Annotated in this window: 19 protein-coding genes and 1 tRNA gene; 15 read left to right on the plus strand and 5 right to left on the minus strand. The window is 74.4% G+C overall.

Annotated features, from left to right (window positions below; all coding sequences use genetic code 11):
- Positions 1 to 55 precede the first annotated feature (55 nt).
- Entirely contained in the window at positions 56 to 523 is a 468-nt protein-coding gene (locus ACIQCJ_RS30575; RefSeq protein ID WP_391117175.1) for a hypothetical protein, read from the minus strand.
- A gap of 219 nt (positions 524 to 742) precedes the next feature.
- On the opposite strand from ACIQCJ_RS30575, the gene ACIQCJ_RS30580 reads away from it, so the two are divergent.
- The 4 genes from ACIQCJ_RS30580 (at position 743) to ACIQCJ_RS30595 (ending at position 7,178) form a co-directional block, all read left to right on the plus strand.
- Entirely contained in the window at positions 743 to 2,107 is a 1,365-nt protein-coding gene (locus ACIQCJ_RS30580) for a tetratricopeptide repeat protein (protein ID WP_402713150.1), read from the plus strand.
- Between the two features lie 935 nt (positions 2,108 to 3,042).
- Entirely contained in the window at positions 3,043 to 5,028 is a 1,986-nt protein-coding gene (locus ACIQCJ_RS30585; protein ID WP_402713151.1) for a histidine kinase, read from the plus strand.
- Positions 5,025 to 5,669: a response regulator gene (locus tag ACIQCJ_RS30590; protein ID WP_391163921.1), complete on the plus strand. Its 645-nt coding sequence runs from the start codon at positions 5,025 to 5,027 to the stop codon at positions 5,667 to 5,669. Before ACIQCJ_RS30585 ends, ACIQCJ_RS30590 begins: the two co-directional genes overlap by 4 nt.
- A gap of 225 nt (positions 5,670 to 5,894) precedes the next feature.
- Positions 5,895 to 7,178: an alpha/beta fold hydrolase gene (locus tag ACIQCJ_RS30595; RefSeq protein WP_391163922.1), complete on the plus strand. Its 1,284-nt coding sequence runs from the start codon at positions 5,895 to 5,897 to the stop codon at positions 7,176 to 7,178.
- A gap of 64 nt (positions 7,179 to 7,242) precedes the next feature.
- Here ACIQCJ_RS30595 and ACIQCJ_RS30600 read toward each other — a convergent pair whose 3' ends face one another.
- The gene (locus ACIQCJ_RS30600; RefSeq protein ID WP_391047011.1) at positions 7,243 to 7,836 is read right to left on the minus strand and encodes a histidine phosphatase family protein; all 594 of its coding nucleotides are present in this window, start codon (positions 7,834 to 7,836) and stop codon (positions 7,243 to 7,245) included.
- Between the two features lie 63 nt (positions 7,837 to 7,899).
- A complete protein-coding gene (locus tag ACIQCJ_RS30605) occupies positions 7,900 to 8,589 on the minus strand; it encodes a TetR/AcrR family transcriptional regulator (RefSeq protein WP_355343253.1) in 690 nt (229 codons plus the stop codon).
- Between the two features lie 325 nt (positions 8,590 to 8,914).
- Between ACIQCJ_RS30605 and ACIQCJ_RS30610 the strand changes: the two genes are divergently transcribed.
- From ACIQCJ_RS30610 to ACIQCJ_RS30660, 11 genes are all read left to right on the plus strand, one after another.
- A complete protein-coding gene (locus tag ACIQCJ_RS30610) occupies positions 8,915 to 9,997 on the plus strand; it encodes a phosphatase PAP2 family protein (protein WP_402713152.1) in 1,083 nt (360 codons plus the stop codon).
- Positions 9,998 to 10,018: 21 nt separating this feature from the next.
- Positions 10,019 to 11,221: a hypothetical protein gene (locus ACIQCJ_RS30615; protein WP_401304852.1), complete on the plus strand. Its 1,203-nt coding sequence runs from the start codon at positions 10,019 to 10,021 to the stop codon at positions 11,219 to 11,221.
- Complete coding sequence (locus ACIQCJ_RS30620; protein ID WP_402713153.1) at positions 11,212 to 12,870, plus strand: hypothetical protein; 1,659 nt, start codon at positions 11,212 to 11,214, stop codon at positions 12,868 to 12,870. Before ACIQCJ_RS30615 ends, ACIQCJ_RS30620 begins: the two co-directional genes overlap by 10 nt.
- A 110-nt stretch (positions 12,871 to 12,980) precedes the next feature.
- Positions 12,981 to 14,261, plus strand: coding sequence for an AAA domain-containing protein (locus ACIQCJ_RS30625; RefSeq protein WP_402713197.1), 1,281 nt, complete (start codon positions 12,981 to 12,983; stop codon positions 14,259 to 14,261).
- Positions 14,262 to 14,342: 81 nt separating this feature from the next.
- Complete coding sequence (locus ACIQCJ_RS30630) at positions 14,343 to 14,720, plus strand: hypothetical protein (RefSeq protein ID WP_355343241.1); 378 nt, start codon at positions 14,343 to 14,345, stop codon at positions 14,718 to 14,720.
- 246 nt (positions 14,721 to 14,966) lie between these two features.
- Positions 14,967 to 15,575 carry a bifunctional DNA primase/polymerase gene (locus ACIQCJ_RS30635; protein ID WP_391047021.1) on the plus strand — a complete coding sequence of 203 codons (609 nt, stop codon included), beginning with the start codon at positions 14,967 to 14,969 and terminating at the stop codon, positions 15,573 to 15,575.
- Between the two features lie 55 nt (positions 15,576 to 15,630).
- Positions 15,631 to 15,704, plus strand: a tRNA-Lys gene (locus ACIQCJ_RS30640).
- Positions 15,705 to 15,817: 113 nt separating this feature from the next.
- Positions 15,818 to 18,361, plus strand: coding sequence for a phosphatidylglycerol lysyltransferase domain-containing protein (locus ACIQCJ_RS30645; RefSeq protein ID WP_402713154.1), 2,544 nt, complete (start codon positions 15,818 to 15,820; stop codon positions 18,359 to 18,361).
- Between the two features lie 86 nt (positions 18,362 to 18,447).
- Positions 18,448 to 21,741, plus strand: coding sequence for a bifunctional lysylphosphatidylglycerol synthetase/lysine--tRNA ligase LysX (lysX, locus tag ACIQCJ_RS30650; RefSeq protein WP_402713155.1), 3,294 nt, complete (start codon positions 18,448 to 18,450; stop codon positions 21,739 to 21,741).
- A 129-nt stretch (positions 21,742 to 21,870) separates the two neighbouring features.
- Positions 21,871 to 22,923, plus strand: a complete 1,053-nt coding sequence (locus tag ACIQCJ_RS30655) for a polysaccharide deacetylase family protein (RefSeq protein WP_402713156.1) — start codon at positions 21,871 to 21,873, stop codon at positions 22,921 to 22,923.
- 70 nt (positions 22,924 to 22,993) lie between these two features.
- Positions 22,994 to 23,422, plus strand: a complete 429-nt coding sequence (locus ACIQCJ_RS30660; protein WP_355343227.1) for an OsmC family protein — start codon at positions 22,994 to 22,996, stop codon at positions 23,420 to 23,422.
- A 20-nt stretch (positions 23,423 to 23,442) separates the two neighbouring features.
- Here the strand turns inward: ACIQCJ_RS30660 and ACIQCJ_RS30665 are convergent, their stop codons facing one another.
- Both ACIQCJ_RS30665 and ACIQCJ_RS30670 read right to left on the minus strand, forming a co-directional pair.
- On the minus strand, positions 23,443 to 24,741 hold the full coding sequence (locus ACIQCJ_RS30665) for a M6 family metalloprotease domain-containing protein (RefSeq protein ID WP_402713157.1): 1,299 nt from the start codon (positions 24,739 to 24,741) through the stop codon (positions 23,443 to 23,445).
- A gap of 4 nt (positions 24,742 to 24,745) precedes the next feature.
- Positions 24,746 to 26,089 carry a M6 family metalloprotease domain-containing protein gene (locus ACIQCJ_RS30670; protein ID WP_401724077.1) on the minus strand — a complete coding sequence of 448 codons (1,344 nt, stop codon included), beginning with the start codon at positions 26,087 to 26,089 and terminating at the stop codon, positions 24,746 to 24,748.
- Positions 26,090 to 26,095: the final 6 nt, after the last annotated feature.

Here is a 26,095-nt window from a genome sequence, read left to right on the forward strand (position 1 = left end):
GGGGCGGGGAGGCCGGAGAGGCCGGAGAGGCCGTGCGTGATCCGCCGGACAGGCCCTAGCGGTACCCCGGGGTCGCGTCCGCGGTCCGCAGGGCCGACTCGGCCGGGCGGTGGTGGTCCGCGGACGGGCAGAAGCCGTCGGCCAGCTCGATGGTGCGGGCCGCCATGCCGAGGGCCGCACGCAGTACGGCCGGGTCGGTGACGACGGTGTCGGTGTGCGGCGGCACCAGCCAGCCGGTGTCCTCGACGGGCGGCTCGTCACCGATGACCAGACCGCGGCCGTCGGTGCTGGTACACGAGCTGCCGGGGACGTCCCAGCAGTCCGCGGTGCCGGGCGGGACGAGGAAGCCGAGGCTGTGCCCGGAGTTGTCGTGCAGTACGGGACCGACTCCGCTGCTCAGCCGCAGGATGTCGACCGCTTCCAGACCCTGCCTGGTCGGCACGGTGACCAGGTCGCACGGCGGCGGCAGTTGGCTGCTCTCCGTGCTCGGACCCGACGTGTGTGACCCGCTGGTGTCCAACAAGGCAACTCTCCTCACGCTCACGATGGGATCGGCACCACACCCGTATCAACGCGCCCCGGCGTCAACGGCTACGCGTGAATGACGCCGTAAGGGGTGGCGTTTCATGGCGGATAGCGCGTGAGATATCCGTTTTGTAGGCAAATTGAGTATTTCGCGGGCCCGATTCCCCGGTACGGTCGTCCCCGCCGCCGAGCGGCACCGTCCGTCCGGGAGTCCGTCATGACGTCGTTCCCCCTGCCCCCTCTCCCCCGCGCCACCGGGTCGTCCGCCGCCGCGTCCGCTTCCCCGTACACGCCCAACACCGCCTTCCGTCAGTTGCGCGGCGACCGGTCGCCGGGCGAATTCGCGGCGGCGGTACGGCGCGCCGCCCGCGAGATCGGCGAGCACGTGAGCTGCGACGCGCGGTACATCGGGCGGCTGGAGAGCGGGGAGATCCGCTGCCCCAACTACGCCTACCAGCGGGTCTTCCGCCATCTGTTCCCCGACCTGACCTCGGCGGACATGGGCTTCGCACCCCGCCGGGCGGTACGGGGCCGCGCCCGCCGCTCCCCCGAGTCCGGCGCCGCCGCCGGTCCGCCCGCCCTCTCCGTCCTGCCCTCCCCCACCGGCCCCACCGGCCCCACGGCTTCCGCCGGCCTTCCCGATCCGACGTACGAGGAGAGCGACGTGCTGCGTCGCGCATTCATGACCGGCGGCTCCGCCGCCCTCGCCAGCACGCTGGTGCCCGCGCAGGGCGGCCGGGACCGAGGCCGTACGACCGGCCGCGCCGGTTCCTCCGAGGTACGCGCCGTCCACGAGTCCGTCCGGCAGATCCGGCTGCACGACGACCGGCACGGCGCCGACGGCCTCTACGACGACGCCGGGGACGCCCTGCGCACGGCCTACCGGCTCCTGGACGAGAGCAGCCACGGGCCCGCCGTCGCCGCCGGGCTCGCCTCCGGCGCCGGTGAACTGGCCATCTCCGTCGGCTGGTTGGCCCACGACTCCGGGCGGCTCACCGAGGCCCGCTCGTACTACGCCGAGGCGCTGGCCACCGCCCGGATGGCCGGGGACTCCGCCCTGGAGGCCCACGCCTTCTGCAACACCGCCTTCCTCGCCCGCGACGCCGGGCGCCCCCGCGAGGCCGTCCGCGCCGCCCAGGCCGCCCAGCTCCTCGCCCGCTTCTTCGGCTCCCCCCGGCTGCTCTCCCTGCTGGCCCTGCGCGAGGCCGGGGGACGCGCCGGGCTCGGCGACCGGCGCGGCTGCGAACTCGCCCTCTCCCGCGCCCACTCCCTCTTCGCCTCCGGCCCGCGCGACGCCGACCCCGCCTGGATGACGTTCTTCGGCGAAGCCGAACTCTCCGGCCTCGCCGCCCAGGCATGGTCCGCCCTCGGCGCCCACTCCCGCGCCGCTGCCGCCGCCCGCGAGGCCGTCCGCCTCCAGGACCCGCACTTCACCCGGAACATCGCCCTGTACGAGGCCGAACTCGCCCTCAATCTGGCCGCGTCCGGCCAGCCCGAGGAGGCCCAGGCGGCGCGCTCGCGCGCGCTGCGCCTCCTCGGACAGGTCCGCTCCTCCCGCATCCGCGCGATGCTGGTGGCGTAGCACGCGGCACCTCAGCGGACCCGGTCGTAGACGAGGGACAGCGTCCCGTGCTCGCCTGCCGCCTGGCTGGCCGCTGGCCCTCTTGCCCTTTGTCTTGCCCGCCCGCCCACCCGTGCGGGTGTTTTGTCGTCTGCGGGTGCCGCTTGTGCCTGGTCGGTGCCGGTCCGGGGCACCTCCTCGAAATGCGGCTACCTGGTACCTGTGTATCCGGTGCCGTTCTTGTCACCGCATTTCTGCGGGGGCACCCCGGCCCGTCCCCTCCCGGTACGTCGGCGTCCGCCTGTCCGGTGGGGGTTTCCGGGGAGGGGGATTCTTTCGGCGGGCCGCCCTGCGCCGGTGCCCCCTCCCAGCAAGCCGCAAGACCTCGGCCCTCCCCCAAGCACCCAACACCACCCCTGCCCACCCCGCCAGACCGTCGCCTCCCCCAGGCCCCGCCCCCCCTCGCCCACCCGGCCGGACAGTCGGGCGCGCAGGAACCGGGCTCCCACCCACCCCCCTTCGCCCACCCCGCCGGAAGGCCGGGGAGCGCAGGGGCCGGGCTCCCACCCACCCCCTCCACCACCACCTCAGCGGACCGTCAGCCGCCGACGTACCCGGCCCCACCCACCCCCTCCGCAACGCCCACCGGCAGGCGGATGCCGACGCACCCGAACCCACCCACCCCCCTCCGCCACCCCCACCGGACCGTCGGACGCCGACGGACCGGGAGGGGACGGGCCGGGGTGCCCCCGCAGAAATACGTTGACGGCCGGGTGCCGGATTCGCGAAGGCCAGGTGATACGGATTTCGAGGAGGTGCCCCGGACCGGCACCGACCAGGCACAAGCGGCACCCGCAGACGACAAAACACCCGCACGGGTGGGCGGGCGGGAAAAGGAAGCAAGACACGAAGGGCGGAGGCGGGTTCGTTAGGGTGCGGGGAGGGGGTGAGGGGCGGTGGACGGTGGAACCGTCGCAGGAGTCGCCGCGTCCACCGCGGCGCTGCTGACGCTGCACCTGCTCGCCAGCCACCGCACCGCCGGCCTCGCCGCCGCCGCCGCGGCCGGCGCCGTCGCGATGGCCACCGCCACCGCCGCCGCGGCCGGCCTGAGGCCGTGGAACGTCGCGGGCACCGCCCTCGTGGCGGCGGGCGCCGCGGCCGTCGCGTGGGCCCTGGGCCGCTCGCGGAAACGCAGGCGCGCCGAGCGCTCGGCCCTGGCCGCGTACCGTACCGGCGCACCCCAGATCCCCCGCTTCGCGGCCCTCGCGGAACGCGACCGGCTCGCGGTCGAGTTGCACGACGTCGCCGCCCAGCGCCTGACGGCGATCGTGGTCTCCGCCGCGGCGGCGCAGCGCCTCGCCGACCCCGAGCGCACGGCGGCGGCGCTGCGCCACGCGGGCACCGCCGCCCGCCAGGCGATCGCGGAACTCGACGTCCTCACCGACCACGAGGACGAAAGAGCGGCGGACCTCGACGCCGTCGCGGCCCTCGCCGCCGAGGCCGGCGCCCACTACGAGTGCACCGCCGCGGCGGTCCCCGCGCCGACCGCCGCCCTCGCGTACCGCGTCGTGCGCGAGGCCCTGACCAACGCGGCGCGCTACGCCCGCGGTTCGGCGATCCGTATCGCCGTCGAGGCCGCCCTCGGCGTGGTCACGGTCACGGTCGGCGACAGCGGCGGCACGGCGCTCGAACCCCGCCTCGGCACGGGCCACGGCCTGGCCGGTCTGCGGACGACCGTGGCCGCCGCCGGGGGCACGCTCCGTTACGGTCCGGACAGCCCCGGCTGGACGGTGCGGGCCGAACTCCCGGTCGCACAAGCCGTGTCCGGCCGGACGCCCGGCGGGACACCCGACCGCCGCCGCCCCCTGTGGCGGGGACCCACCGCGCTCGACTGGGCGCTGGTCGTCCTGGCCGTCGCGCTGTCGCTCGGCGCGAGCCTGCTCTCGGACGACGTGCCCGACTCGTTTCGCGGGCTGCTGCCGAGCGTGCCGGTGGTGGTGCTGTCCGGGCTGCACGCGGTGCCGTTGGGGTGGCGGTCGCGGGCGCCGGGGGCGGGGCTGGTGGCGGTGCTGTCGGCGCTGGTGCTGTGGTGGGGGTGCGACAGGGCCGGGTGGACCCGGCCGCCGGTCAGTGACATTTTCCTGGTCTATTGGTGGGTCGAGCTGACGTTCGTCTTCAGCGCGGGCGCGTATCTGGCGGTGCGGCGCGGGCTGATGGCGCCGGTGGCGGTGGCCGTGACCGGCGGTCTCGCGCTGGCCAGCGCGGACGGCATCACCGGCAGCAGGACGGCGGCCTGGGCGGCGCTGACCGGGCTGCTGGCGGTGCCGTCGTTCGCGCTGTGGTGGCTGGGTCTGGCCACCGCCCGGCGGCGGGAGCGGCGCGGGGCGGTGGCGGCGCGGGGGCGGGAACGGCTCGAACGGGACGCAGACGCCGCCGTACGCGACCAGCGCCGCCTGATCGCGGCGGGCCTGCTGCGTACCGCCCGGCAATACGCGGCGAATGTGGCGGACGCGGCCGACGCGGGACGGCTCGACACCGTTCTCGACGAGGCGCGCGCGGCCCTGGGCGCGCTCCGCGAACTCCTGCGTGACCTGCGCGGCCGGGACGGCGTGAGCACTCCGCCGCCCACGGTGGCGGGGATCGCCGCGCTGGCGGGCCGGTACGGCGCGACCGTCCGCTACCGGGGGCCGCACCGGGCGGTGACCGTCGTCGTGGGGGTGGCCGCGTACCGGGTCGCGGCGCTGCTGCTCGCCGAGGGCGTCACCCTCACCGTGCTGCGCCTGGACGCGGGTGTCGAACTCACCGCGCCGCCGCCCGGCGGCCCCGGCGCCCTGCGCCGGGTACGGGCGGTGGCCGACGCGGTGGGCGGTACGCTCACCAGGACCGACGACGACGCGGTGCGCGTGTGGCTGCCGGAGGTGTTCCCATCACGATCAGGGTGACGGTCGCCGACGACCAGGCGGTCGTACGCGCGGGCATCGCGGCGATCGTCGACGCGGAGCCCGGCCTGTCGGTCGTCGGCCAGGCCGACGACGGGGAGTCGGCGGTGGCGCTCGCTCTCGAACTGCGCCCGGACGTCGCGCTGATGGACATCAGGATGCCCGGCACCGGCGGTCTGGCCGCCACGGCCCGGATCGTCGCGGGCGCCCCCGCCACCCGTGTCATCGTGCTCACCAGCTTCGACCTCGACGAGTACGTGTTCGCCGCGCTGCGCGCCGGGGCCGTCGGCTTCCTGCTCAAGGACGCCGAGCCGGAACGGGTCGTGGACGCCGTACGGGTGGTGGCCGGCGGGGCCGCCCTGCTCGACCCCGCGGTGACCGGACGGCTGATCGAGCGGTACGCCGCCGGGCCCGTCCCCGCCGACCCGGCGCGGCTGGCGCGCCTCACCCCGCGCGAGACCGAGGTCCTGCGGCACGTGGCGCGCGGCCTGGCCAACGCCGAGATCGCCGCCGTCCTGGGCATCAGCCCGGCCACCGTCAAGGACCACGTCGCCGTGGTCCTCGGCAAGCTGGGCGTACGCGACCGGGTCCAGGCGACGATCGCCGCGTACGAGACGGGTCTGGTCCGCCCCGGAGCCAGCTGAATCCGCCGCCCGCAGCCCCCGTACAAGACAGATCTGACCCGCCCCGGAGCCGGCTGAATCCGCCGCCCCCCGCCCCCGTACGAGACAGATCTGAGCCGCCGCGGCCGGCCGGGCCCCCCGCCGCGCGGCGGGGGTCGGGACCCCGCCGACCAGCGGATTTCGCCGAACGCCGGTCGTCCGGGCGCACGACGACCGGGTGACCCGCGCGTACCTAGCCTCGGCGGCATGGCACTGAGACTTCCCCCGCTTCCCGCGCTTCCCCCGCTCGCCCGCCGCATATTCGGCGGCGTCCTCCTCGTCGTCACGGTGGCGCTGACGCCCGTCACCGCGACGGCCGGTTTCTTCGCGGCGGCGTTCGCGACCGCGAACGTCCCGTTGCTCGCCCTGTGCGGCCTGGTGGTCGCCGCGGGGACGGCCGCGGCGCTCGGCCGAGGGGCGTTCGCCCTGCTCGGCAAGGGCGGCCTGCGGGCGACCTGCGTCCTCACCGGCGTCCTGCTCCTCGGCGTCTGCGCGCTCGCCGCCGGTACGGTCTTCCGCCCGATGCCGACCTCCGCCTCGGCCCCGGTCCCGGCGGACGTCAGATTCTGGAATCTGCCGACCGGCTCACGGATCGCCTATGTGCACGCACCCGCCGTCGGCACTCCGAGGCCGACCCCGGTCGTCTTCCTGCACGGCGGCCCCGGCACCCCGTCTGAGGGCATCCCCACCGGCGGCCGGGAGTTGGCCGCGGACGGCTTCGACGTCTACGCGTACGACCAGGTGGGCGCCGGACGCTCCACCCGGCTCTCCGACGTCACCGGGTACACGGTGGCGCGCCAGGTCGCGGACCTCGACGCGATCCGCCGCACGATCGGGGCGGACCGGATCATCGTCGTCGGCCAGTCGTGGGGCGGTTCGCTGGCCGCCCAGTACCTGCTGGCGCACGGCACGCACGTCGCCAAGGCCGTGTTCACCTCGCCCGGCGCGCTGTGGGGCCACGAATTCCCCGGCTCCGCGGCGGGGGACCCCTGGGACCACCTGACACCGGCCCAGCGGGCGGCCCGTGACCGGCTGGACAGCAAGCCGCGGCTGATCGCCGCCAGCCTGCTGCTCCAGATCAACGCGCGCGCCGCCCACGCCCTGGTGGGCGACGGCGAACTCGACCACTGGATGCACGAGGTGGCCCTGCTCGGCAAGGACACCACCTCCTGCGCGGACGCCGCGGCCTCGGAGGCGCACGCCAACCCCCAGGGCTTCTACAGCAACCAGATGACCGTCAAGGACTTCGAGCAGCTCCCCGACCCGCGCCCGAGGCTGCGCGCGATCCACGTTCCGTCCCTGGTCATGCGGGGAAGCTGCGACTTCATCAAGCCCGCCGTGACCGAGGAGTACCGGCAGACCCTCCCGGACTCCCGCCTCGTGCGCGTCAAGGACGCGGGCCACGCCATCTCCCACGACCAGCCCGCCCTCTACACCGCCCTCCTGCGGTCCTTCCTCCTGGACCGCCCCCTGCCGACGCCCGCCTCCTGAGCCGAGGACGCGGAGGGGACGGCGCGGGGACGGCGCGGGGACGGTGCGGGGCGCGGTCAGGGCCTCACGCCAAGTGACCGGTGTCGTTCCAGCGTTCGATCGCCGGGGCGCCGTAGGCCCAGCCGAGGATGGACAGGGAGGCGGGGTCGAGGCGGAGGGCGCCGGCGAAGGACGGGGCGAGGTCGAGCCAGCGGGCCCCGAGGACGCGCAGGAAGTGCCCGTGGGCGAAGACGAGGACGTCGCGCTCGGCGGACCGCGCCCAGGAGACGACCTGGTCGGCGCGCGCGGCGACCTCGGCCAGCGCCTCGCCGCCCGGCACGCCGTCGCGCCAGATGGTGAAGCCGGGCCGCAGGTCCTGGAGCTGGGCGGGCGTCAGGCCCTCGTAGTCGCCGTAGTCCCATTCGACCAGCGCGTCCCACTCCTTGGCGGCGCCGCCGAAACCGGTGAGGTCACAGGTCTCGGCGGCCCGCAGCAGCGGACTCGTGCGGACCTCGACGTCGGGAAGTCCGTTCCAGGGCCCGCGCGCGAGCCGCTCCCCGAGGATCCGGGCGGTGCGCCGCCCCTCCTCGGTGAGGGGGATGTCGGTACGGCCGGTGTGCCGCCCGGACAGGGACCATTCCGTCTGGCCGTGTCTGACCAGAAGAATGCGCGGAGCCATGCGGCGGTGCCTTTCCTAGGAAACGGGCCCCCATCATCGCTCACGGCCCCGCTGTGCCCGCCCTCAGAGCCCCTGGCCGCCGCCGAGCAGACCCTCCAGCAGCCCTTCGAGGCCGAATTCGTACTGCGCGGACCCCTGGTCCTGGGCGCAGAGGAGTTCGGGCGCGAGGCTGACGAGGGCGGGGTAGACGTCGGGCGGCAGGGCGTCGATCTTGGCGCGGACCCGGTCGCGTACCCCGTCCTCGCACAGGGCGCGGGCCCGCCGGGTGTTCCACAGGGCGGAGCCGACGGTGTACTGCATGAGGGCCACGTGCGCGTGGGCCGCGTCGGCGCGGCCGAGCCCGGCGCGCCTGAGCAGGTCGAGCATGCGGTCGATGACGGCTATGGCGTCGTCGCCGCGCAGCGGCCTGATGGTGAGGAGCTGGAGCGCGGAGGGGTGCTCGGTGAAGAGCCCGTAGACGCCGCGGCAGACCTCCCGCAGCTCACCTCGCGGGTCGCCCGTGCCGGTGGGCGGAAGCTCTATCGTGTCCATCAGACGCTGTGCCACGGCGTCGCTGATCTCGTCCTTGCCCCGGAAGTGGGAGTAGACCGCCATGGTGCCGACGCCGAGTTCCTGGGCGAGCGCGCGCATGGTGAACGCCTCGGCGCCCTCGCGGTCGAGGAGGGTGATCGCGGCGTCGAGGATACGGTCGGGGTTGAGCGAGTTGCGGGGAGCGCGGCGCCGTGGGGAGCGGACCGGCTGGGTGACGGACATCCGATTCTCTTGTTTCTCGTACTCAGTCGTACTTCAGTCGTACAACAGTCACGCTGGGGTGCCTCGTGCGACGGGGTACGCCGAGGCCGGAACGTCGCCAACACGTCGAGGAATACGCCGAGGAAGGCAACCCGGAGAGCGGACCGGGCGTCCTCGACTGCACATACCCCTGCTACGGAACGTTGAACACCGTACGATGTCGGAGTTTCTTCCGTAGTTCTGGGCCGGTGTACGTGGCGTTTAGCGTACGTCGTACGGTAGAGGGTACGCGCCAAGACCATGACCGCCCGCCCGCGGCCTTCGGAGAACCTGGAGAGACGCCCGCATGACGATCACCGCCACCGCGCCGCGCGCCGCCGCCTACCGGGGGAAGCTGCGCTGGTGGACCGAGCTGCCGCTCATCGCGGTGATTTACGCGCTCTACTCCGGCGCCCGCCTGCTGGTCAGGGGGGATGTGGACGACGCCGTCGAACACGGCGCGGACATCCTGCACTTCGAGCAGCTCCTGCACATCGATCCGGAGCGCTGGTTCAACAAGCTCTTCACGCAGCACGCCTTCCTGGGCGTGCCCGCGGACTTCGCGTACGCGTCGCTGCACTATGTGGTGACGCCGAGCATCCTGATCTGGCTGTGGCGCCGCCGCCCGACGCACTACCGGGTGGCGCGCACGTGGCTGATGATCTCGACGCTGATCGGTCTGGTCGGCTTCACCGTGGCGCCCACCGCGCCGCCGCGGCTGATCGGCGGCGGGCACGGCTTCATCGACACGATGGCGCAGTACGGCTCCTACGGCTGGTGGGGCACCGACGCGAGCGCGCCGCGCGGTATGGGACATCTCACCAACCAGTACGCGGCGATGCCCAGCCTCCACGTGGGCTGGTCGCTGTGGTGCGGGATCATCCTGTGGCGCTACGGGCGGAACAGGGTGGTGCGCACCCTGGGCGTGCTCTACCCGGTGACGACGGCGTGTGTCGTGATGGGCACCGCCAACCACTATCTGCTGGACGCGGTGGCCGGTGTCGCCGTGATGGGCCTGGGCTATCTGCTGGCGAAGCCCGCGCTGCGGGTCGCCGACCGGCTGCTGGCGCGCGTGAAGGAAGCCCTGGGCAGGCCGACGGCCGAGGAGACGGAGCCGGTGTCCGGTGCGTCGTCCGCGGTGGTCACCGCGCACGTCGCCAATACGGCGCAGGTCTCCAATACCGCGCAGGTCTCCAACGGCACGCACGTGTCCAACGGCGCGCATGCCACGGGCGTCAGCGGTGTCGCCGCGAGCATTCCGGCGCCCGGCGGCGGCGCCTCCGTACCGAAGCCGCGGACCGTGTCCGTACCGCCCGGCGCGGACGGGCCGGACGACGCCGACGACCCGCGTGCGGCGGGCGAACACGCCGGACAGAGCCGGATGTCGTAGCCGAGTGCCACACTTTCGCGGGTGAGCACTACGCACCACCACCACTCGCTGCGGGAACGGCTGGCCGCGCTGCGCGGCCCCGACACCGCGCCACGGCCGCTCGACGCACGGGCGCTGGCCGCGCTGGCCGCCAACCCCGGCTGCCGCCGCCGCGCGCTGCTGGACGCCGCCGGGGTCGACAAGGGCGCGGTCGCCGAAGTGCTGGGCGCGCCCGCCCGGTTCGGCCAGTCCCGTTTCGCCTTCTCGCGCGGCCACGCCTTCGAGGCCCGCGTCAAACGGGACGGCTGCGCCGAGTTGCTGCGGCTGCTGGGCGCGGCGGAGACGGCGGCGGGGATTCCGGAGTCCGCCGAGGTCCCCGATCTGTCGGCGGCGGGGCCCGAGGGCCGGGCGGCCCGTACGCGGCTGGCGCTCGCCGAGGCACCGGCCGGTTCCTGGACGCTGCTCGACCATCCGCTGCTGGCCCTCGAGGTCGCGGGGTCGCTGGCGTATCTGGAGCCGGACGCGGTGGCGGTGCGGCCCGACGGGTCCTGGACGGTGGTGGAGATCAAGTCCTTCCCGATCCTGGACGGCGGCGCGGACGCGCTGAAGGTCGGCGCGGCGGCCCGGCAGTCCGCGGTGTACGTGCTCGCGCTCGACGAGGTGGCGGCCGGCCGGACCCGGCCCGACGTCCTGCTGGTCTGCCCGAAGGACTTCTCGAATCTGCCGACCGCCGAGTGGGTCGACGTCCGCAAGCAGCTCTCGGTCACCCGGCGGCAGTTGGCCCGGCTGACCCGGATCGAGGAGATCGCGGCGGCCCTCCCCGAGGGCACCACCTTCGACCTGCGGTACGGCGCGGACGGCAGTACGCCGACCCGGCCGCGGATCGACCTGACCGCCGCCGTGGACGCGGTGCCCGCCGCGTACGCGCCTGAGTGCCTGTCGACCTGCGAGCTGGCGTACCACTGCCGTGACCGGTCGCGGGCGGACGGCTGCGTGGAGTCGCTCGGCCGCAGTCTGCGCGGCGAGCTGGGCACCCTGACGACGGTGGAGGCGGTGCTGTCGGCCGCGCACGGTGAGGCCGGTGACCCGGCCGACCCGGCGGTGGCGGCGCTGCGCAGGGCGGCGGCCCTGCGGGCCGAGGCGCTGTCCGCCCGGGAAGAGGCACCCGCGCTGCCCGCCCAGGCGGCCGTACGGGACCAGGCACCGGACGACGCCGCCGTACGGGACGGTGCCGCATGTCGTTGATGAACACGCTCGCGCGGGCCGAGGCCGTCGCGACGGGCCGGGCCGTGCCCGCGGCGACCGTACGCCACCGGCACCTGGCCGAACGGCCGCTGGTGCTGGTGCCGTTGACGACGGCCGGTGAGGCGGGCGCGCCGCTGGGCGCGATGGTGGGCACGGACCGGGCGGCACCCGAGCTGCTGGTGGTGCCGCAGCCGCTGGACCGGGAGCTGCGCTTCGGCTTCTTCGCCGGACTCGCGGGCGCCGTACTGCCGTTGATGGACGCGTACGCGGACGACGTCGAGGTGGAGCCCGCGACCCGCAACCGCGTGGGGGCACCTCCCAGCCGCCGGGCTGGGGGAGAGTCGGAGGTCTGCGCGGACGCGCCGCAGATCGTGGTGCCGAACAGCGCGGCGCTGGAGTACGTCCGCCTGCTCGGCCGGTCCACGCGCTTCCTGCGGACGGCCGAGGACCCGGACGCGCCGCACCCCGTCCCGGTGCCGGTGCCGCTGCTCGGCCGCTGGCTGACGCATTACGGGGAGCGGGCGCGTACGCCGGGCAGCGCGCTGCTGGTGGCCATGACGGAGCTGCTGACCCGGCACTGGGCGACCGGGCAGAGCTCGATGGAGGACCAGCACCTGGGCGGCCTGCTCGGCTGGATCGACCCGCCGGACGGGCTGGACGGGGCGGTCGCCGCCGAGCGCGCGCAGACCGACCGCGCCGCCGACGGGCTGCTGCTGAGCCCGCCCGCGGGTCCCGCGACCGACCCGGTCTTCGACAACCGTGTGCTGGCCCCCGCGATGGCCCGCTACGACGCGGCGCGTACGGCGGCGGAGGCGGACCCGGCCGGGGCCGCCGCTGAGCTGGCCGCGGCCGAGGCGGAGGTACGGCGGCTAGTCGGCTCCCAGCTCCGGCCGACCTGGGACGACGTGTGGCGCGGCCTCGACCTGCTGCGGGCGCTGCCCGAGGGCGCGCATGTGGCCGACCGGTGGAAGCGCGACCGCTGGTCGTTCACCGGGCACCGCGACCGGCTGCGCGCGGGTGAGCCGCCGCAGCCCAAGCGGGACGGCGCCATCGCCGCCGCGCAGAAGCTCGCGGGCCGCGAGACGGCCCAGGCGCGGGTCTCCGCGCAGGAGGCGCTGGACGACCCCCTGACGATGGCGGCCAGGCGGCTGGCGGGCGAGGCGTTCGCGGGCGAGGTGATCGGCGTCGAGATGACGTACTCCGAGGGCAAGCGGCCCATGCCCCGCCCCCTCCTGACCATCCGCACCCACGACCTCCCCCAGGCCGAGCCCGGCACCAAGGCGTACCGCTCCGTGCCGGGCGCCAAGTCCGCGCAGAGCGCCGAAGTGGTCTCGGTGGCCCCGGACGGCAGCGGCGCCACCGCGCCGGACGGCGGTCCTACGGCCGGGCCGGAAGGCCGGTTCGTGGTGGTGGTGCGGCTCACCGGGGGGATGGGGAGCGGGCGGACGCCGAAGGAGGGGTCGGTGCCGGGGGCCGGTGACCGGGTGGACTTCACCTTCTTCGAGCACGATCCGCGCGGCGGCCCCGGGCTGCCGGAGCCGGAGCAGACACCGTGGACGCACGGCGGCCCGCCCGACGCCGGGACGCCGCCCGGCACACCGCCGACCGCCGACCCGCCCGACCCCGTGACCGCGGAGGACTACCTGTGACGCAGCCCGTGCGAGCCGACGGCCCGGACACGGACGGACACGTACCGGAGAGGTGGGACAGAAAGGACGGGTTCGACGCGGGCAGGGCCGCCGCCGAGGCGACGGCCGCGATCCTGGAGAGCACGCTGCACGGCACCGCCCGCGGGGTCGTGGTCGACTCGCCGCCCGGCGCGGGCAAGTCGACGCTCGTGGTGCGCGCGGCACGCGAACTGGCGGCGGCGGGCGAGTCGTTGATGATCGTCGCGCAGACCAACGCGCAGGTCGACGACCTCGCGGACCGGCTCGCCACCGCCGAGCCCGACCTGCCGGTGGGCCGGTTGCACGGCGCCGAGTCGCCGCCCGACAAGGCGCTCGACCGGCACCCGGCGCTGATGAAGTCCAGTTCTGTGGCGGATCTGCGGGCCTGCGAGGTGGTGATCGCGACCGCGGCGAAGTGGGCGTACGTGAAGGACACCGAGCCGTGGCGGCACGCCATCGTGGACGAGGCGTACCAGATGCGGTCGGACGCGCTGCTGCAAGTGGCGGGGCTCTTCGAGCGGGCGCTGTTCGTGGGCGACCCCGGGCAGTTGGACCCGTTCAGCGTGGTCGGCGCGGAGCAGTGGGCGGGGCTGAGCTACGACCCGTCGGCGAGCGCGGTGGTGACGCTGCTCGCACACAATCCGGGGCTGCCGCAGCACCGGCTGCCGGTGTCCTGGCGGCTGCCCGCGTCGGCGGCGCCCCTGGTGTCGCGCGCCTTCTACCCGTACACCCCGTTCAGGAGCGGTACGGACCACGGCGACCGGCGGCTGGTGTTCGGGGTGCCGGGCGACGGCGGCGGGCCCGACCGCGTCCTGGACGAGGCGGCGGCCAGCGGCTGGGGGCTGCTGGAGCTGCCCGCCCGGCACACCCCGCGCACCGACCCTGAGGCGGTACGCGCGGTGGCCGCGGTGGTGCGGCGGCTGCTGGACCGCGGGGGTCTGACGTACTCCGCGCCCGATCCCGATCCGGCGGCGCTGACCGCGGACCGGATCGCGGTCGGCACCGCGCACCGGGACCAGGCGGCGGCGGTGCGCGCCGCCCTGGCCGACGTCGGCGTCGCCGGGGTCACGGTGGACACCGCGAACCGTCTCCAGGGCCGCGAGTTCGACGTGACCGTGGTGCTGCACCCGCTGTCCGGCCGCCCCGACGCCACGGCGTTCCACCTGGAGACCGGGCGGCTGTGCGTGCTGGCCTCCCGGCACCGGCACGCGTGCATCGTGGTGTGCCGCGCGGGCGTGGCCGAACTCCTCGACGAGCACCCGTCCTCCGAGCCGGTCCAGCTCGGTGTCACGGTCAAGTTCCCCGACGGCTGGGAGGCCAACCACGCGGTCCTGGCGCACCTCGCGGAACACCGGGTGAGCTGGCGGCCGTGAGCGCGGTCGCTCACCCGAATGGAGGGGGTCTTGCGTGGGCGCGGGACAATGGTGTGCGTGATCGATTCCGGAGGTAGCCGTATGTCAGAGCCGCAGTCGGCTCAGAACGCGCAGGGCGGTGGGTCGCGGGAGGCGGCGCCGCGGCCCAGGCGGCCCGCGTCGCTGAGCTTCGAGCCTGCCGCGACGGTGGAGGATCCGGAGCACTTCTTCGACCTGGAGTCGATGGACGATCCGGGGCGGATGCTGGCGCGGGCCACGGAGCTGGCGACGGCTTTCCGTACGGCCGCCGACCGGGCCACGGACTTCCAGGCGATAGCCGCCGCGCAGCTCACCGATCCGCGCCGCTTCGACCGGCTGACGTACGCGGGCCTGGCCGAGCGCGCGGGGTGGACCGAGGACTACGCGAAGCGGATGGTCGAGTACGGCGAGGGCCTGATCGCGGGCGGCGGCGCCCCCTAGCGCCTGATCGCGGGCGGCGGCGCACCCTAGGACGTGTCCGCGGGCGCTTCCGGCTCCCCTGGCGGCTGCCGTGACCGTCACGCCGCCGGGGGCCGCCGCAACCGTGCCCCGCATATGCGTCGCGGCAAGGTACCCCCTCTCCCACCCTCCTGTCCCGAATTCGTCCGATTGCGCCGACCGCGCCGGAAGCGGCCGGTACCTGTAGATGCCATGGACGAATGGCAAGGGACCGGAAGCATCGCGGCCGTGACGCATGCCGTCACCGAGGTCGTCACCGAAGCCCAGCGGCGTCGGCACACGTCGTACGTCACCCCGGAGGGCGCCGAGTGGCTGGCCTCGGCCAGCGCCTTCCCGCGCAGCGTGCGGGCGCTGTGGTCGGCCCGTCCGACGGCGCCGAGCGTGCTGCCGTGCGGTACGGCGTTCGACGTGGTGAACCTGTCGGCGCTGTTCGGCCGCAGACTCCTGGAGCAGTTATGGGCGTCGGGCCCCGGCAGCGGCCCGGTGGCCGTGCACCGCGGGCGGCTGCTGCTGCTCGTCGCGCCGGGTACGGCGCAGCGGCTCCCGTACCTGCTGGACTGGGAGGAGTGGGGCCAGGCGGTGCCGCCGATGCTCTGTCACGGCAGCGGCGACGCGGTGACCGTACCGCCGCTGTACGCGCCGCAGGACGGCGCCGAGGCCGGCCAGGACTCCGGTTGCGATCCGGGGGCAGGGCTGTCCCGCTGGCTGGTGGCGCCCGATACCCGGCACCCCTGGCTGCCGGGCGCGGACGTGGTCCTCTGGGCGTGCGTGCGGGCGGCCAGGTCGGCGCCCGCGAAGACCGTTCCCGCCCTGGTCAGCACCCCTGGAACGGCCTGAGTCATATCGATTTCCGCTCCCCGTGGCCGGATGCTAAGGTCTACGACGTCAGCAGGCGCCGCTAGCTCAGTTGGTTAGAGCAGCTGACTCTTAATCAGCGGGTCCGGGGTTCGAGTCCCTGGCGGCGCACAGACGGTCGAAGGCCCCTCGCGGAAGCGGGGGGCCTTCTTCGTATGAACGTCCAGGCATGCGGACGCGCTGTCCGGGTGGCCGACGGCCCGCACCACGACGACCCTGGAGCCATGGTGGACTGGCTGGCCGACGCGTACCGGACGCGGATCGCGGACACCGGCCGTGAGCCGCTCTTCCTGCTGTTGGTCGGACTGATCGGCTCCTTCCTGTTCATCCGGTTCAGCGTGCGGATGATCCGGCGCGGGGTGAAGTGGTGGCCGGGCAATGTGCAGCCCGGCGGCCTGCACATCCACCATGTGGTGTTCGGCCAGGCGATGATGCTGATCGGCGGCATCGGGTCGTTCGCCGTACGCGGCGGCCCGGCGGTGCACGACGTGCTCGCGCTGGTCTTCGGGATCGGCTGCGGCCTGGTGCTGGACGAGTTCGCGCTGGTGCTGCACCTGAAGGACGTCTACTGGAGCGAGCAGGGCCGCCAGTCGGTCGACGCGGTGATCCTCGCGGTGTCGGTGATCGGGCTGCTGCTGATCGGCCAGGCCCCGCTGGGCGGATTCGCCGTCGGGGAGTCGTACCAGCAGTATCTGAGCGCCGGGGTGCTGATCGGCTTCGTGGTGGTGTGCCTGTCCAAGGGCAAGGTCTGGACGGGGCTGCTCGGGGTGATGGTGCCGGTGCTGGCGATCGTCGGCGCGCTGCGGCTGGCCCGCCCGGCCAGTCCGTGGGCGCGCTGGCGGTACACCTCCCGGCCGCGCCGGATGGCCAGGGCCGAGCGGCGCGAGGACCGGATCCACCGGCGGATGGTCGCGATGAAGACGGCCATGATGGACGCGGTGGCGGGCGCGCCGCTGCCGTCGTCGACGCCCGCGCGCAAGCCCGCGCGGCGGCCGACGATCGTGGAGCTGCCGCCGTCCAGGATCGAGACGCTGCTGGCCCGCGTGCTGCGGCCGTTGCGGCAGCCGGGTGCGGCCTTCACCGTCTGGTACCTGCGGGTGGTGTGCGCGGTCAACGCGGTGACCGGGGTGATCGCGCCGTTCCGCGACCGGGTGCGGGCCGCCTCGAACGGCGAGTTCTTCACCGCCTTCCTGGTCAGCCCCGGTTTCACCGGCGCGGTGCTCGCGCTGGTGCTGTCGGTGAGCCTGCGCCGCCGCAAGCGGGCCGCCTGGATCGTCACGACCGTGCTGACCGGCGGATACACACTGCTGTGCCTGGCCGGTGTGGCGGCGCTGCCGGTGACGCGCGGGCATCCGTTCAACTGGGTGTCGCTGGGGGTGACCGGGCTGGTGCTGTTCGCGCTGCTGGTGTCCAGGACGGTGTTCAACGTGCGCGGCGAGCGGGGCAATGTGGCGCTGGGGCTGACGACCTTCGTCGTCGGCGGCGCGGTGGCGATCGGCCTCGGCACGCTGCTGGTGCACGCGACGGACGAGCTGCCGCCGCGCCAGTGGGGGGCCAGTACGCGGTACACGCTGGTGCGGGTGCTGACGGTGTCCGGTCTCTTCGACCTGCCGGAGATCCGGGTGCCCGGCTGGACGGACCTGGCGATCAACGTCCTGAGCGTCGCTCTGATGCTGCTCATCCTGCTCGCCTTCTTCCGCTCGCCGCGCGGCCGGGACCGGCTGCTGCCCGCGGACGAGCGGCGGCTGCGGGCGCTGCTGCGGGTGTACGGGCGGCGCGACTCGCTCGGCTACTTCGCGCTGCGCCGCGACAAGGCGGTGTCCTGGACCCCGGAGCGGGACGCGGCCGTCCTCTACCGCGTGGTGAACGGGGTCGCGCTCGCCTCCGGTGACCTCGTCGGCGACCGGGCGGCCTGGCCGCGGGCCGTCGACCACTGGCTGGACACGGCGCGGCGGCACGCCTGGGTCCCGGCCGTCACCAGCGCGGGGCCCGCGGCGGCCGTGGTGTACGAGGCGGCCGGTTTCCGCGCGCTGCCGTCCGGTGACGAGGCGGTGGTGGAGGCGGCCTCCTTCGCCGCCGTCTTCGCCGATACGGGCTCCGCCGAGTTGAGCGCGCTGCGGCAGGCGCACGGGGTGCTCGGCGGCGCGGGCTACTCGGTGGTGCTGCGCAGGCACCGGGAGATCGCCCCGGACGAACTGCGGCGGCTGGCGCATCTGGCCGACAGGTGGCGGCGGCACCCCGCCGAGCGCGGCTTCTCCGTGGCGCTCGGGCGGCTCGGGGACGCGGCCGACGGGGACTGTCTCCTGGCGGAGTGCCTCGATCCGCACGGGCGGACCTGCGCGATGGTCACGTTCGTGCCGTGGGGGCCCGACGGGCTCACCCTCGACCTCATCCGGCGCGACCGGGAGTCCGGGCGGGCCCCGGTGGATTTCCTCCTCACCGAGGTGCTGCTGCGCGCCGCCGCCGGTAGGGCTCCGCTGGGCGCGGTCACCCGCGTGTCCCTCAACTTCACCGCCTTCCGCGGCGCCCTGTCCTCACGGCTGCGCCGCGCCCCGCTGCGGCTTCTCGCCCGCCTCGGGCAGGTCGCCGCCCGCGAGCGGGGCTACGCGGCGTTCGCGCCGCGCTGGCAGGCCCGCTATGTGCTCTTCGAGCGGAGAGCCGACCTTCCGCGGGTGGCTGCCGCCAATGCCATCGCCGAGGGGTTCCTCACCGGACCCCGTCTCCGCCACCGCGGCACCCTCCTCACCCCTGAGGACGGTGCTCCCTAGCCCGGAGCCGTACGCCTGGGGAGGCGCGTCACGCCGGGTTGGGGAAAGCTGAAGGCGCCAGGTGCGTGGGAGGAGAGGCGGAGCCGATGCCCGGGAAGGTGGCGTGGGGGCGGGTGGCGCCCAGGATTCCGGGCTGGTTCGGAGAATTCTTCGGGATTCTGGCCCTGTTCTGCGCCACCCTGGCCGTCGTCTCCCCGTTGCGGCCCCTGCTGGACCCGGTGCGCCGGTGGGTGGAGATCCTGACGGTGCCGGCGTCGCCGAATCTGGCGTACGCGGCGTTCCTGGTGCTGCTGGGCGGCGCGATGGCGGCCCGCAAACGGGTGGCGTACTGGATCGTGGCGGTCTTCCTCGGTCTGACCGTGGTGGCGAATCTGGTGCTGATCGCGGTGCGCGACTGGAGCGCGATCCCGGCGCTGCTGATCACGGGCACGGTGCTGGGCGCGGTGATCGCCGCGCGGGGCGAGTTCTCGGCGCGGGTGCGCAAGGGGGCGTTCTGGCGGGCGCTGCTGGTGCTGGTGTGCGGGCTGGCGATCGGGGTGCTGCTGGGGTGGGGGCTGCTGACGCTGTTCCCGGGGACGCTGGAGGGCGGGAACCGGCTGCGGTGGGCGGTCAACAAGGTGGTCGGCGGGGTGAACGACCTGCCGGACATCGGCAGGCCGCCGTACTGGACGAATTTCTGGCTCGGCCTGTTCGGCGCGGCGGCCCTGCTGTGCGCGGCGGCGGCGCTGTTCAGGTCGCAGCGGATGGAGGCGGCGCTGCGGGGGGACGACGAGGACCGCATCCGGGCGCTGCTGGCGCGGTACGGGGACAAGGACTCGTTGGGCTACTTCGCGACGCGGCGCGACAAGTCGGTGGTGTTCTCGCCGAGCGGCAAGTCCGCGGTGACGTTCCGGGTGGAGGTGGGGGTCTGTCTGGCCAGCGGTGATCCGCTGGGCGACCCGGAGGCGTGGGGTCCGGCGATCGACGCGTGGCTGGCGCACGCGGGGGCGTACGGCTGGGTGCCGGCGGTGATGGGCGCGGGCGAGGAGGGCGCGAAGGCGTACGCGCGGGCGGGGCTCGGCGCGCTGGAGCTGGGCGACGAGGCGATTCTCGACGTGACGGACTTCGACCTGGCGGGCCGCGAGATGCGCGGTATCCGGCAGGCGGTGCACCGGGTGCGGCGGACCGGGGCGACCACCCGTATCCGGCGGCACCACGACCTGTCGCCCGAGGAGTTGCGGGAGGTCGAACGGCTGGCGGACGCCTGGCGGGACACCGACACCGAGCGCGGCTTCTCGATGGCGCTGGGGCGGCTCGGCGACCCGGCGGACGGCGAGTGCCTGCTGGTGGAGGCGCTGGACGACAAGGGGCGGGTGACCGCTCTGCTGTCGTTCGTGCCGTGGGGGCACGACGGGGTGTCGCTCGACGTGATGCGGCGGGACCGTACGGCGCCCAACGGGATCATGGAGTTCATGGTCACCGAGCTGGCCGCGGGCGCGGGCGCGCTGGGTGTCCGGCGGGTCTCGCTGAACTTCGCGGTGTTCAGGTCCGCTTTCGAGGAGGGCGCCCGGATCGGCGCGGGGCCCGTCCTGCGGATGTGGCGGCGGCTGTTGCTGTTCTTCTCCCGCTGGTGGCAGCTGGAGGCGATGTACCGCTCGAACGTGAAGTACCAGCCGCACTGGTACCCGCGGTACCTGTGTTACGCCGACGGCAAGGACATGGCCAGGATCGGCCTGGCCTCGGGCATCGCCGAGGGTTTCGTGGAACTCCCGAGCCTGCGCTTCCGGCGCCGCCGCCGGTCCGCGGCGGGCGGTACGGGAGCGGGCGCGGTGGGCGGTACGGCGGTGGCCGGTGCGACGGCGGGCGTGGTGGGCGGTACGGCGGCGGGGATGACGACGGCGAGCGTGACGGCCGCCGCGGCCGAGCGCGGCCGTCACGCCCCCGCGGACCCGCACGGCCCCGCCGAGCAGGTCCGTGTGCGCCTGGCCAAGGTCGAGGGAATGCGGCGCGACGGCGTCGACCCGTATCCGGTGAGCGCGGGGCCGACGCACACGCTGGCGGTGGCGCGTACGGCGGGGGCGGGCAGCGCGGTGGCGGTCGCGGGCCGGGTGCTGCGGGTGCGCGACCACGGCGGGGTCGTCTTCGTGACGCTGCGGGACTGGTCGGGCGACCTCCAGATCATGCTGACCAGGGATCGTCTCGGACGGGACGGTCTGCGGGAGTTCGAGTCGGGCGTGGACCTCGGCGACCTGCTCCGGGTCGAGGGGGCGATGACGGTCAGCCGCAGCGGTGAGCCGACCGCGGAGGCGTACTCCTGGACGCTGACCGGCAAGTGCCTGCACCCGCTGCCGGACAAGCGGCGCGGCCTGACCGACCCGGAGGCGCGGGTGCGGCAGCGCTATCTGGCGCTGGTGGTCTCCCCCGAGGCGCGGTCCCTGCTCACCGCCCGCAGCGCGGCCGTCGGCGCGGTCCGTACGACGCTGGCCGACCGCGGCTTCCTGGAGGTCGAGACGCCGATGCTCCAGCCGGTGCACGGCGGCGCGAACGCCCGCCCGTTCACCACGCACATCAACGCCTACGACCTCGACCTGTATCTGCGGATCGCGCCCGAGCTGTATCTGAAGCGGCTGTGCGTCGGCGGGGTGGAGCGGGTCTTCGAGCTGGGCAGGACCTTCCGCAACGAGGGTGTGTCGTACAAGCACAACCCCGAGTTCACGATGCTGGAGGCGTATCAGGCGTTCGCGGACTACGACGTGATGCTCGATCTGGCGCGGGAGCTGATCCAGGCGGCGGCCGTCGCGGCGAACGGCGGGCAGACGGCCCGGCGGCCGGACGGCGCGGAGGTCGACCTGTCGGGGCGGTGGCCGGTGCGGACGGTGTTCGGGGCGATCTCGCTGGCGCTGGGCGAGGAGGTCGACGCGGGGACGCCGCTGGCGCGGCTGCGCGCGCTGTGCGACCGGGCGGGGGTGCCGTACGGCCCGGAGGACGGGCCGGCCGACGTGGCGCTGGAGATGTACGAGCGGCTGGTGGAGGAGCGCACCACCACGCCGTGCTTCTACAAGGACTTCCCGGCCGAGGTCTCGCCGCTGACCAGGCAGCACCGCACCGATCCGCGGCTGGCCGAGCGCTGGGACCTGGTGGCGTACGGCACGGAGCTGGGCACGGCGTACACCGAGCTGACCGATCCGGTGGAGCAGCGGGCCCGGCTGACCCGGCAGTCGCTGCTGGCGGCGGGCGGCGACCCGGAGGCGATGGAGCTGGACGAGGACTTCCTGACGGCGCTGGAGTACGCGATGCCGCCGACCGGCGGGCTGGGGATCGGGGTGGACCGGCTGGTGATGTTCCTCACGGGGCGGACGATCCGTGAGACGCTGCCTTTCCCGTTGGTACGTCGCCGCTGACCGTGCCGCGCGGCGGGTCGCGGGGGGTGCGCGGCCGGATTCGCGGGGGCGCGGGGCGGGTTCCCCGGGGCCGGGCGCGGGGCGGGGGGCCTTGCATCACCCGTTCGGAGCATGTTTACGGTGGTCCGCATGACGTACAAAACCGGACGATCTGGGATGTTGAGCCGCACGGCCGTACGGCGGACCGCCGCCGCGGTGGCCACCGCGGCGCTCGCCGGGACCGCGCTCGCGGCGTGCGGCACACAGCACGGCGGGGCAGCGGCCGGCGGGGCGGACGACGCGCGGGCCTCGTCGCGCGCGCCGTCGTCGACCGCGTCGGGTGAGGCGTCCGGCCCGGCCGCGGGCATCCCGTCCCAGCGGACCTCTCCGCCGGGCGATCCGTCCGGCTCGCAGCCGTCCGGACCGGATCCCGCGCAGAACGGTCCCGCACCGACCGGTCCGTCGCGGACGGGTCCCGTGCCCACCGATCCGTCCGGGACCGTCCCGTCGCAGACGGTCCCCGGGCAGCCGACCGGGCCCCTGGACCCCTCGGCCGGTCCCGCCGACCCCTCAGGGAGCCCCGCCACCGGCGCCCCGGCCGGCGAGTCGATCCAGCACTCCACCGAGGACGGCGGCAGGTCCGTCGCGCTGACCTTCGACGACGGCCCCGACCCGCGCTGGACCCCGCAGGTCCTGGCGCTGCTGGCCGCGCACCACGCGAAGGCGACCTTCTGCGAGATCGGCCCCAACGCCGCCGCCCACCCCGACCTGGTCCGGCAGATCACCACGGCGGGCCACCGGCTGTGCGACCACTCCGTGCACCACAACGAGCGGCAGAGCAGCAGGTCCGCGGCGTACAACACGCACGAGATAGTCGACGCGCAGCGCGAGATAACCAAGGCCGCGGGCGCCGGCGCGAAGCTCTGGTACTACCGGGCGCCCGGCGGCGACTTCACCCCGATGATCCGTCACATCGCCGCCGGCCACGGGCTGCGCCCGCTGGGCTGGACGGTGGACTCCCGCGACTGGGAGCGGCCCGGCACCGCCAAGGTGCTGGCGAACATCGACCGTCAACTGCGCCCCGGCTCCATCGTGCTGATGCACGACGGCGGCGGCGACCGCGCCCAGACGGTGCGGGCGCTGTCGCGGCTGCTGGACAGGCTCGACGCGCAGGGCTGGACATACAGCTTCCCCGCGCGCTGATCGTGGCGCGCGCGAGGTAGCGTTCAGGAGGCGTTCCCGCCATCCGTCGGTACCTCTTGGAGGCTTCACCATGGCAACCACCCGCACCGCGACGACCCAGTGGAAGGGCCCGCTGATGGGCGGCGCCGGGACCGTCTCGCTCGACACCTCGGGCGTCGGCTCGTACGACGTGACGTGGGCCTCCCGCGCGGAGGAGGCGAACGGCAAGACCAGCCCCGAGGAGCTGATCGCCGCGGCCCACTCCTCCTGTTTCTCGATGGCGCTCTCGCACGGTCTGGCGGGCGCGGGCACCCCGCCCGAGTCGGTGCAGACGCAGGCCGACGTGACCTTCCAGCCGGGTGAGGGCATCACCGGCATCGTCTTGACGGTGAAGGCGCGTGTCCCCGGCATCTCCGCCGGTGACTTCGAGGCGGCGGCGCAGGGCGCCAAGGAGAACTGCCCGGTCAGCAAGGCGCTCGCGGGCACGACGATCACGCTCAACGCCGAACTGCTGGACTGAGTACGGTCTCTGACGCCTGATCAGCGGCGGGTGATGTGGATCTTCCACGCGCCCGCCGCTGTCCTTCCCAGCACCTTGAAGGTCAGCCCGGACGCCTTGTCGGTGGAGCCCTCGCCGACGCTGAAGGGCGCGTCGTTCAGGGAGTTGAAGGCGCCGCTGCTGAAGTCGCAGGCGGAGGTGCGGGGATGGGTGTCCACGACGGTCACCGGGCCCTTGCCCGAGTCGACGTCGGTGCGGACCCGGTAGGCGAGCACGCCCGCGCGGCACGCGTCCTTGTCGTTGCCGAGCTGCTGCCTGGCCTCCAGGACGAAGACCCCGGTGCGGCTGTACGGGATCACGACGGCTTTGCGTCCGCCGGGGATCTCGACGGCGCCGAGTTCGTAGGTCGTGTCGGTGCGGCCGGTGACGCAGGCGATCTGGCTGTCGTCGAGCCAGCCGAGCTTCCACTTGTGCCAGGCGAACAGGTCGCCCTGCAGTCCCCAGTCGAGGGACATGCTGTCCCACTGCCCGGCGAGCGTGTCGGTGCGCGGGAAGTCGTCGGCGGCGTAGAGGTCGGGCAGGCCGAGCGCGTGGCCGTTCTCGTGGCTGAGGACGCGCGGGCCCGACTGGTCGTGGCCGTAGATGAGGGAGACCTTGTCGAGGTGGGCGCCGTCGTCGGTGGTCGCGGCGGACGCGCCGGTCCAGGTGACCGAGAGCACCGCCTCGTCGGCGGGCGGGCCCGCGTTGGGGGTGACGAGGATGTTGACCAGGTCGTAGCCGCGGAAGTCGATGGAGTGGTCGGCGACCTTGAGCAGGTCGCGCATCATCTCGGTGTGGGCGTCCCAGCCGTAGCCGCGGCCGATCCCGTACGCGCTGAAGGGCCGCGGCATCCGTATGTAGCGCAGCACCGGCGTGGACTCGTAGTCGAGGCGGCCGTACGAGCTGACGGCGTACCACTTCTTGACGGCGGGGAAGAACTCGCCGTACCGGTCGGCGGCGCTGTACTGGGCGGGCGCGTCGGGGAAGTCGATCAGCAGGGTCAGGGCGTGCAGGGTGCCGGTGGAGGGGGCGAATTCGGCGTTGGGGCCGCGGCTGGAGCTGTCGGGGAAGCCCTCGGACATGGCGACGCCGGGGACGGCCCGCAGGGCGCAGGGCCGGGCGGCGGGCGGCGGCGAGGCGTTGAGCGCGGGGGTGCGCGGGCCCGCGGAGACGGTGCTGCCGACGGCGAGCAGCCCGAGCGCGAAGAGCGCGGTGCAGCGCAGTCCGGTCCGGGTCAGCCGGCGCGGCCCCGACCCCGTCGTGGCCGGGCGGCGCGGTCCAGACCCCTTGGTGGAGGCCATGGCGTTAGCTCCTGTGGCCGGTGTCGTCGCCGACGGGCGACCCCTCGACGATCTTGACCGTCCAGGTGCCGTCCGAATTGTGGGCGGAGACCGTCACGCGGGTGGAGCCGTCGGGTACGGCGTAGGACTCCCCCACGCCCAGCGGCGCGTCGGCCAGCGGCGGGTAGACGGAGGTGGCCCGGCACGCGGAGGTGTGCGGGTGGCCGTCGATCACCGCGATGGGTCCGTCGCCCGACTCGATGTCGGAGCGCACCTTGTAGAGCAGGACGCCCTGGCGGCAGGCGGCGTGGTCGTTGCCGGTGGCGGTGCGCGCCTCGATGGCGAGGGCGGTGTCGGGCCCGGTGCGTACGACGATCAGCTTGGTGCCGCCGGGGGTCTCGTCGGGGCTGAGGTCCTGGTAGGTGGTGCCCGCGCGGGTGACGCAGCCGACCTGGTCGGAGGTGATCCAGCCGAGCTTCCACTTGTGCCAGGCGAAGGGGTCGGGCGCGAGGCCGAACTGGCTGCCCATCAGGTCCCAGTCGCCGACGTGGGTGTCCCAGTCGGCGTTGCTGCCCGCGGGCGGCCGGTAGTACAGGTCGGGCAGGTCGAAGACGTGGCCGGTCTCGTGGGCGAGCACGTTGCGGTCCGGCGGGTGCCGTTCGAAGACGGTGACGAGCCGGCGCAGCGGGGTGCCGTCGACGGTGATCGGGGTGGAGAGGTTGACGACCTTGGTGGCGTCGGAGTCGACGCCGGGCGCGTCGGGGTCGGCGACGAGGTAGACGACGTCGTAGCCGTGGAAGTCGACCACCGGGTCGGCGGCGGCGATGGCGTCGCGCAGGTAGGCGGTGCGGTCGGCGGCGTTCCAGTCGCGGCTGATCGCGTAGTCGGTGGCCGGGCGCGGCATGCGCAGCCAGCGGGTGACGGGGTGGACGCCGAGGTCGAAGCGGCCGTACGAGGCGCGGTCGAAGAAGCGGGTGGTGGCCGGGAAGTGGTCGGCGGCGACCTGCTGGGTGGTGAGGTCGGGCGCGGTGCCGGGGAAGTCGAGGAAGACCATGAGGGCCTTCATGTGGCCGGTCGGCCGGGCGTAGCCGCTCTCCCAGGTGTCGACGCCCTCGGAGTGGTGGGCGCCGGTGCGCGGCAGGAGGCAGGCGCTGCCGACGGCGGCGGACGCGGCGGGGCCGGTCGTCAGCGTCCAGGCGACCACGGCGCTGAAGACGCTGAGCGCCGCCGCGGCGGAGCGCAGGACACGCCGCCGCGCGCGGGGCGGTACGCCTATCGAGACGCCTGAGGAGCCTGACGAGCTGGCTGACCGCCGCACATGGACCTCCGGGGAGGATTCGTGAACCCGTTCGGGACACCTCCCCCACATTGCTAT

The sequence above is a fragment of the Streptomyces sp. NPDC093221 genome (assembly GCF_044753885.1).
Lineage (GTDB): Bacteria > Actinomycetota > Actinomycetes > Streptomycetales > Streptomycetaceae > Actinacidiphila.

Bases quoted from the DNA above. Each gene is read 5' to 3' on its own strand.
- ACIQCJ_RS30580 (WP_402713150.1), top strand. From the start codon at position 743: ATGACGTCGTTCCCCCTGCCCCCTCTCCCCCGCGCCACCGGGTCGTCC.
- ACIQCJ_RS30595 (WP_391163922.1), top strand. From the start codon at position 5,895: ATGGCACTGAGACTTCCCCCGCTTCCCGCGCTTCCCCCGCTCGCCCGC.
- ACIQCJ_RS30600 (WP_391047011.1), bottom strand. From the start codon at position 7,836: ATGGCTCCGCGCATTCTTCTGGTCAGACACGGCCAGACGGAATGGTCC.
- ACIQCJ_RS30605 (WP_355343253.1), bottom strand. From the start codon at position 8,589: ATGTCCGTCACCCAGCCGGTCCGCTCCCCACGGCGCCGCGCTCCCCGC.
- ACIQCJ_RS30610 (WP_402713152.1), top strand. From the start codon at position 8,915: ATGACGATCACCGCCACCGCGCCGCGCGCCGCCGCCTACCGGGGGAAG.
- ACIQCJ_RS30620 (WP_402713153.1), top strand. From the start codon at position 11,212: ATGTCGTTGATGAACACGCTCGCGCGGGCCGAGGCCGTCGCGACGGGC.
- ACIQCJ_RS30630 (WP_355343241.1), top strand. From the start codon at position 14,343: ATGTCAGAGCCGCAGTCGGCTCAGAACGCGCAGGGCGGTGGGTCGCGG.
- ACIQCJ_RS30645 (WP_402713154.1), top strand. From the start codon at position 15,818: ATGGTGGACTGGCTGGCCGACGCGTACCGGACGCGGATCGCGGACACC.
- lysX (WP_402713155.1), top strand. From the start codon at position 18,448: ATGCCCGGGAAGGTGGCGTGGGGGCGGGTGGCGCCCAGGATTCCGGGC.
- ACIQCJ_RS30655 (WP_402713156.1), top strand. From the start codon at position 21,871: ATGACGTACAAAACCGGACGATCTGGGATGTTGAGCCGCACGGCCGTA.
- ACIQCJ_RS30660 (WP_355343227.1), top strand. From the start codon at position 22,994: ATGGCAACCACCCGCACCGCGACGACCCAGTGGAAGGGCCCGCTGATG.
- ACIQCJ_RS30665 (WP_402713157.1), bottom strand. From the start codon at position 24,741: ATGGCCTCCACCAAGGGGTCTGGACCGCGCCGCCCGGCCACGACGGGG.
- ACIQCJ_RS30670 (WP_401724077.1), bottom strand. From the start codon at position 26,089: ATGTGGGGGAGGTGTCCCGAACGGGTTCACGAATCCTCCCCGGAGGTC.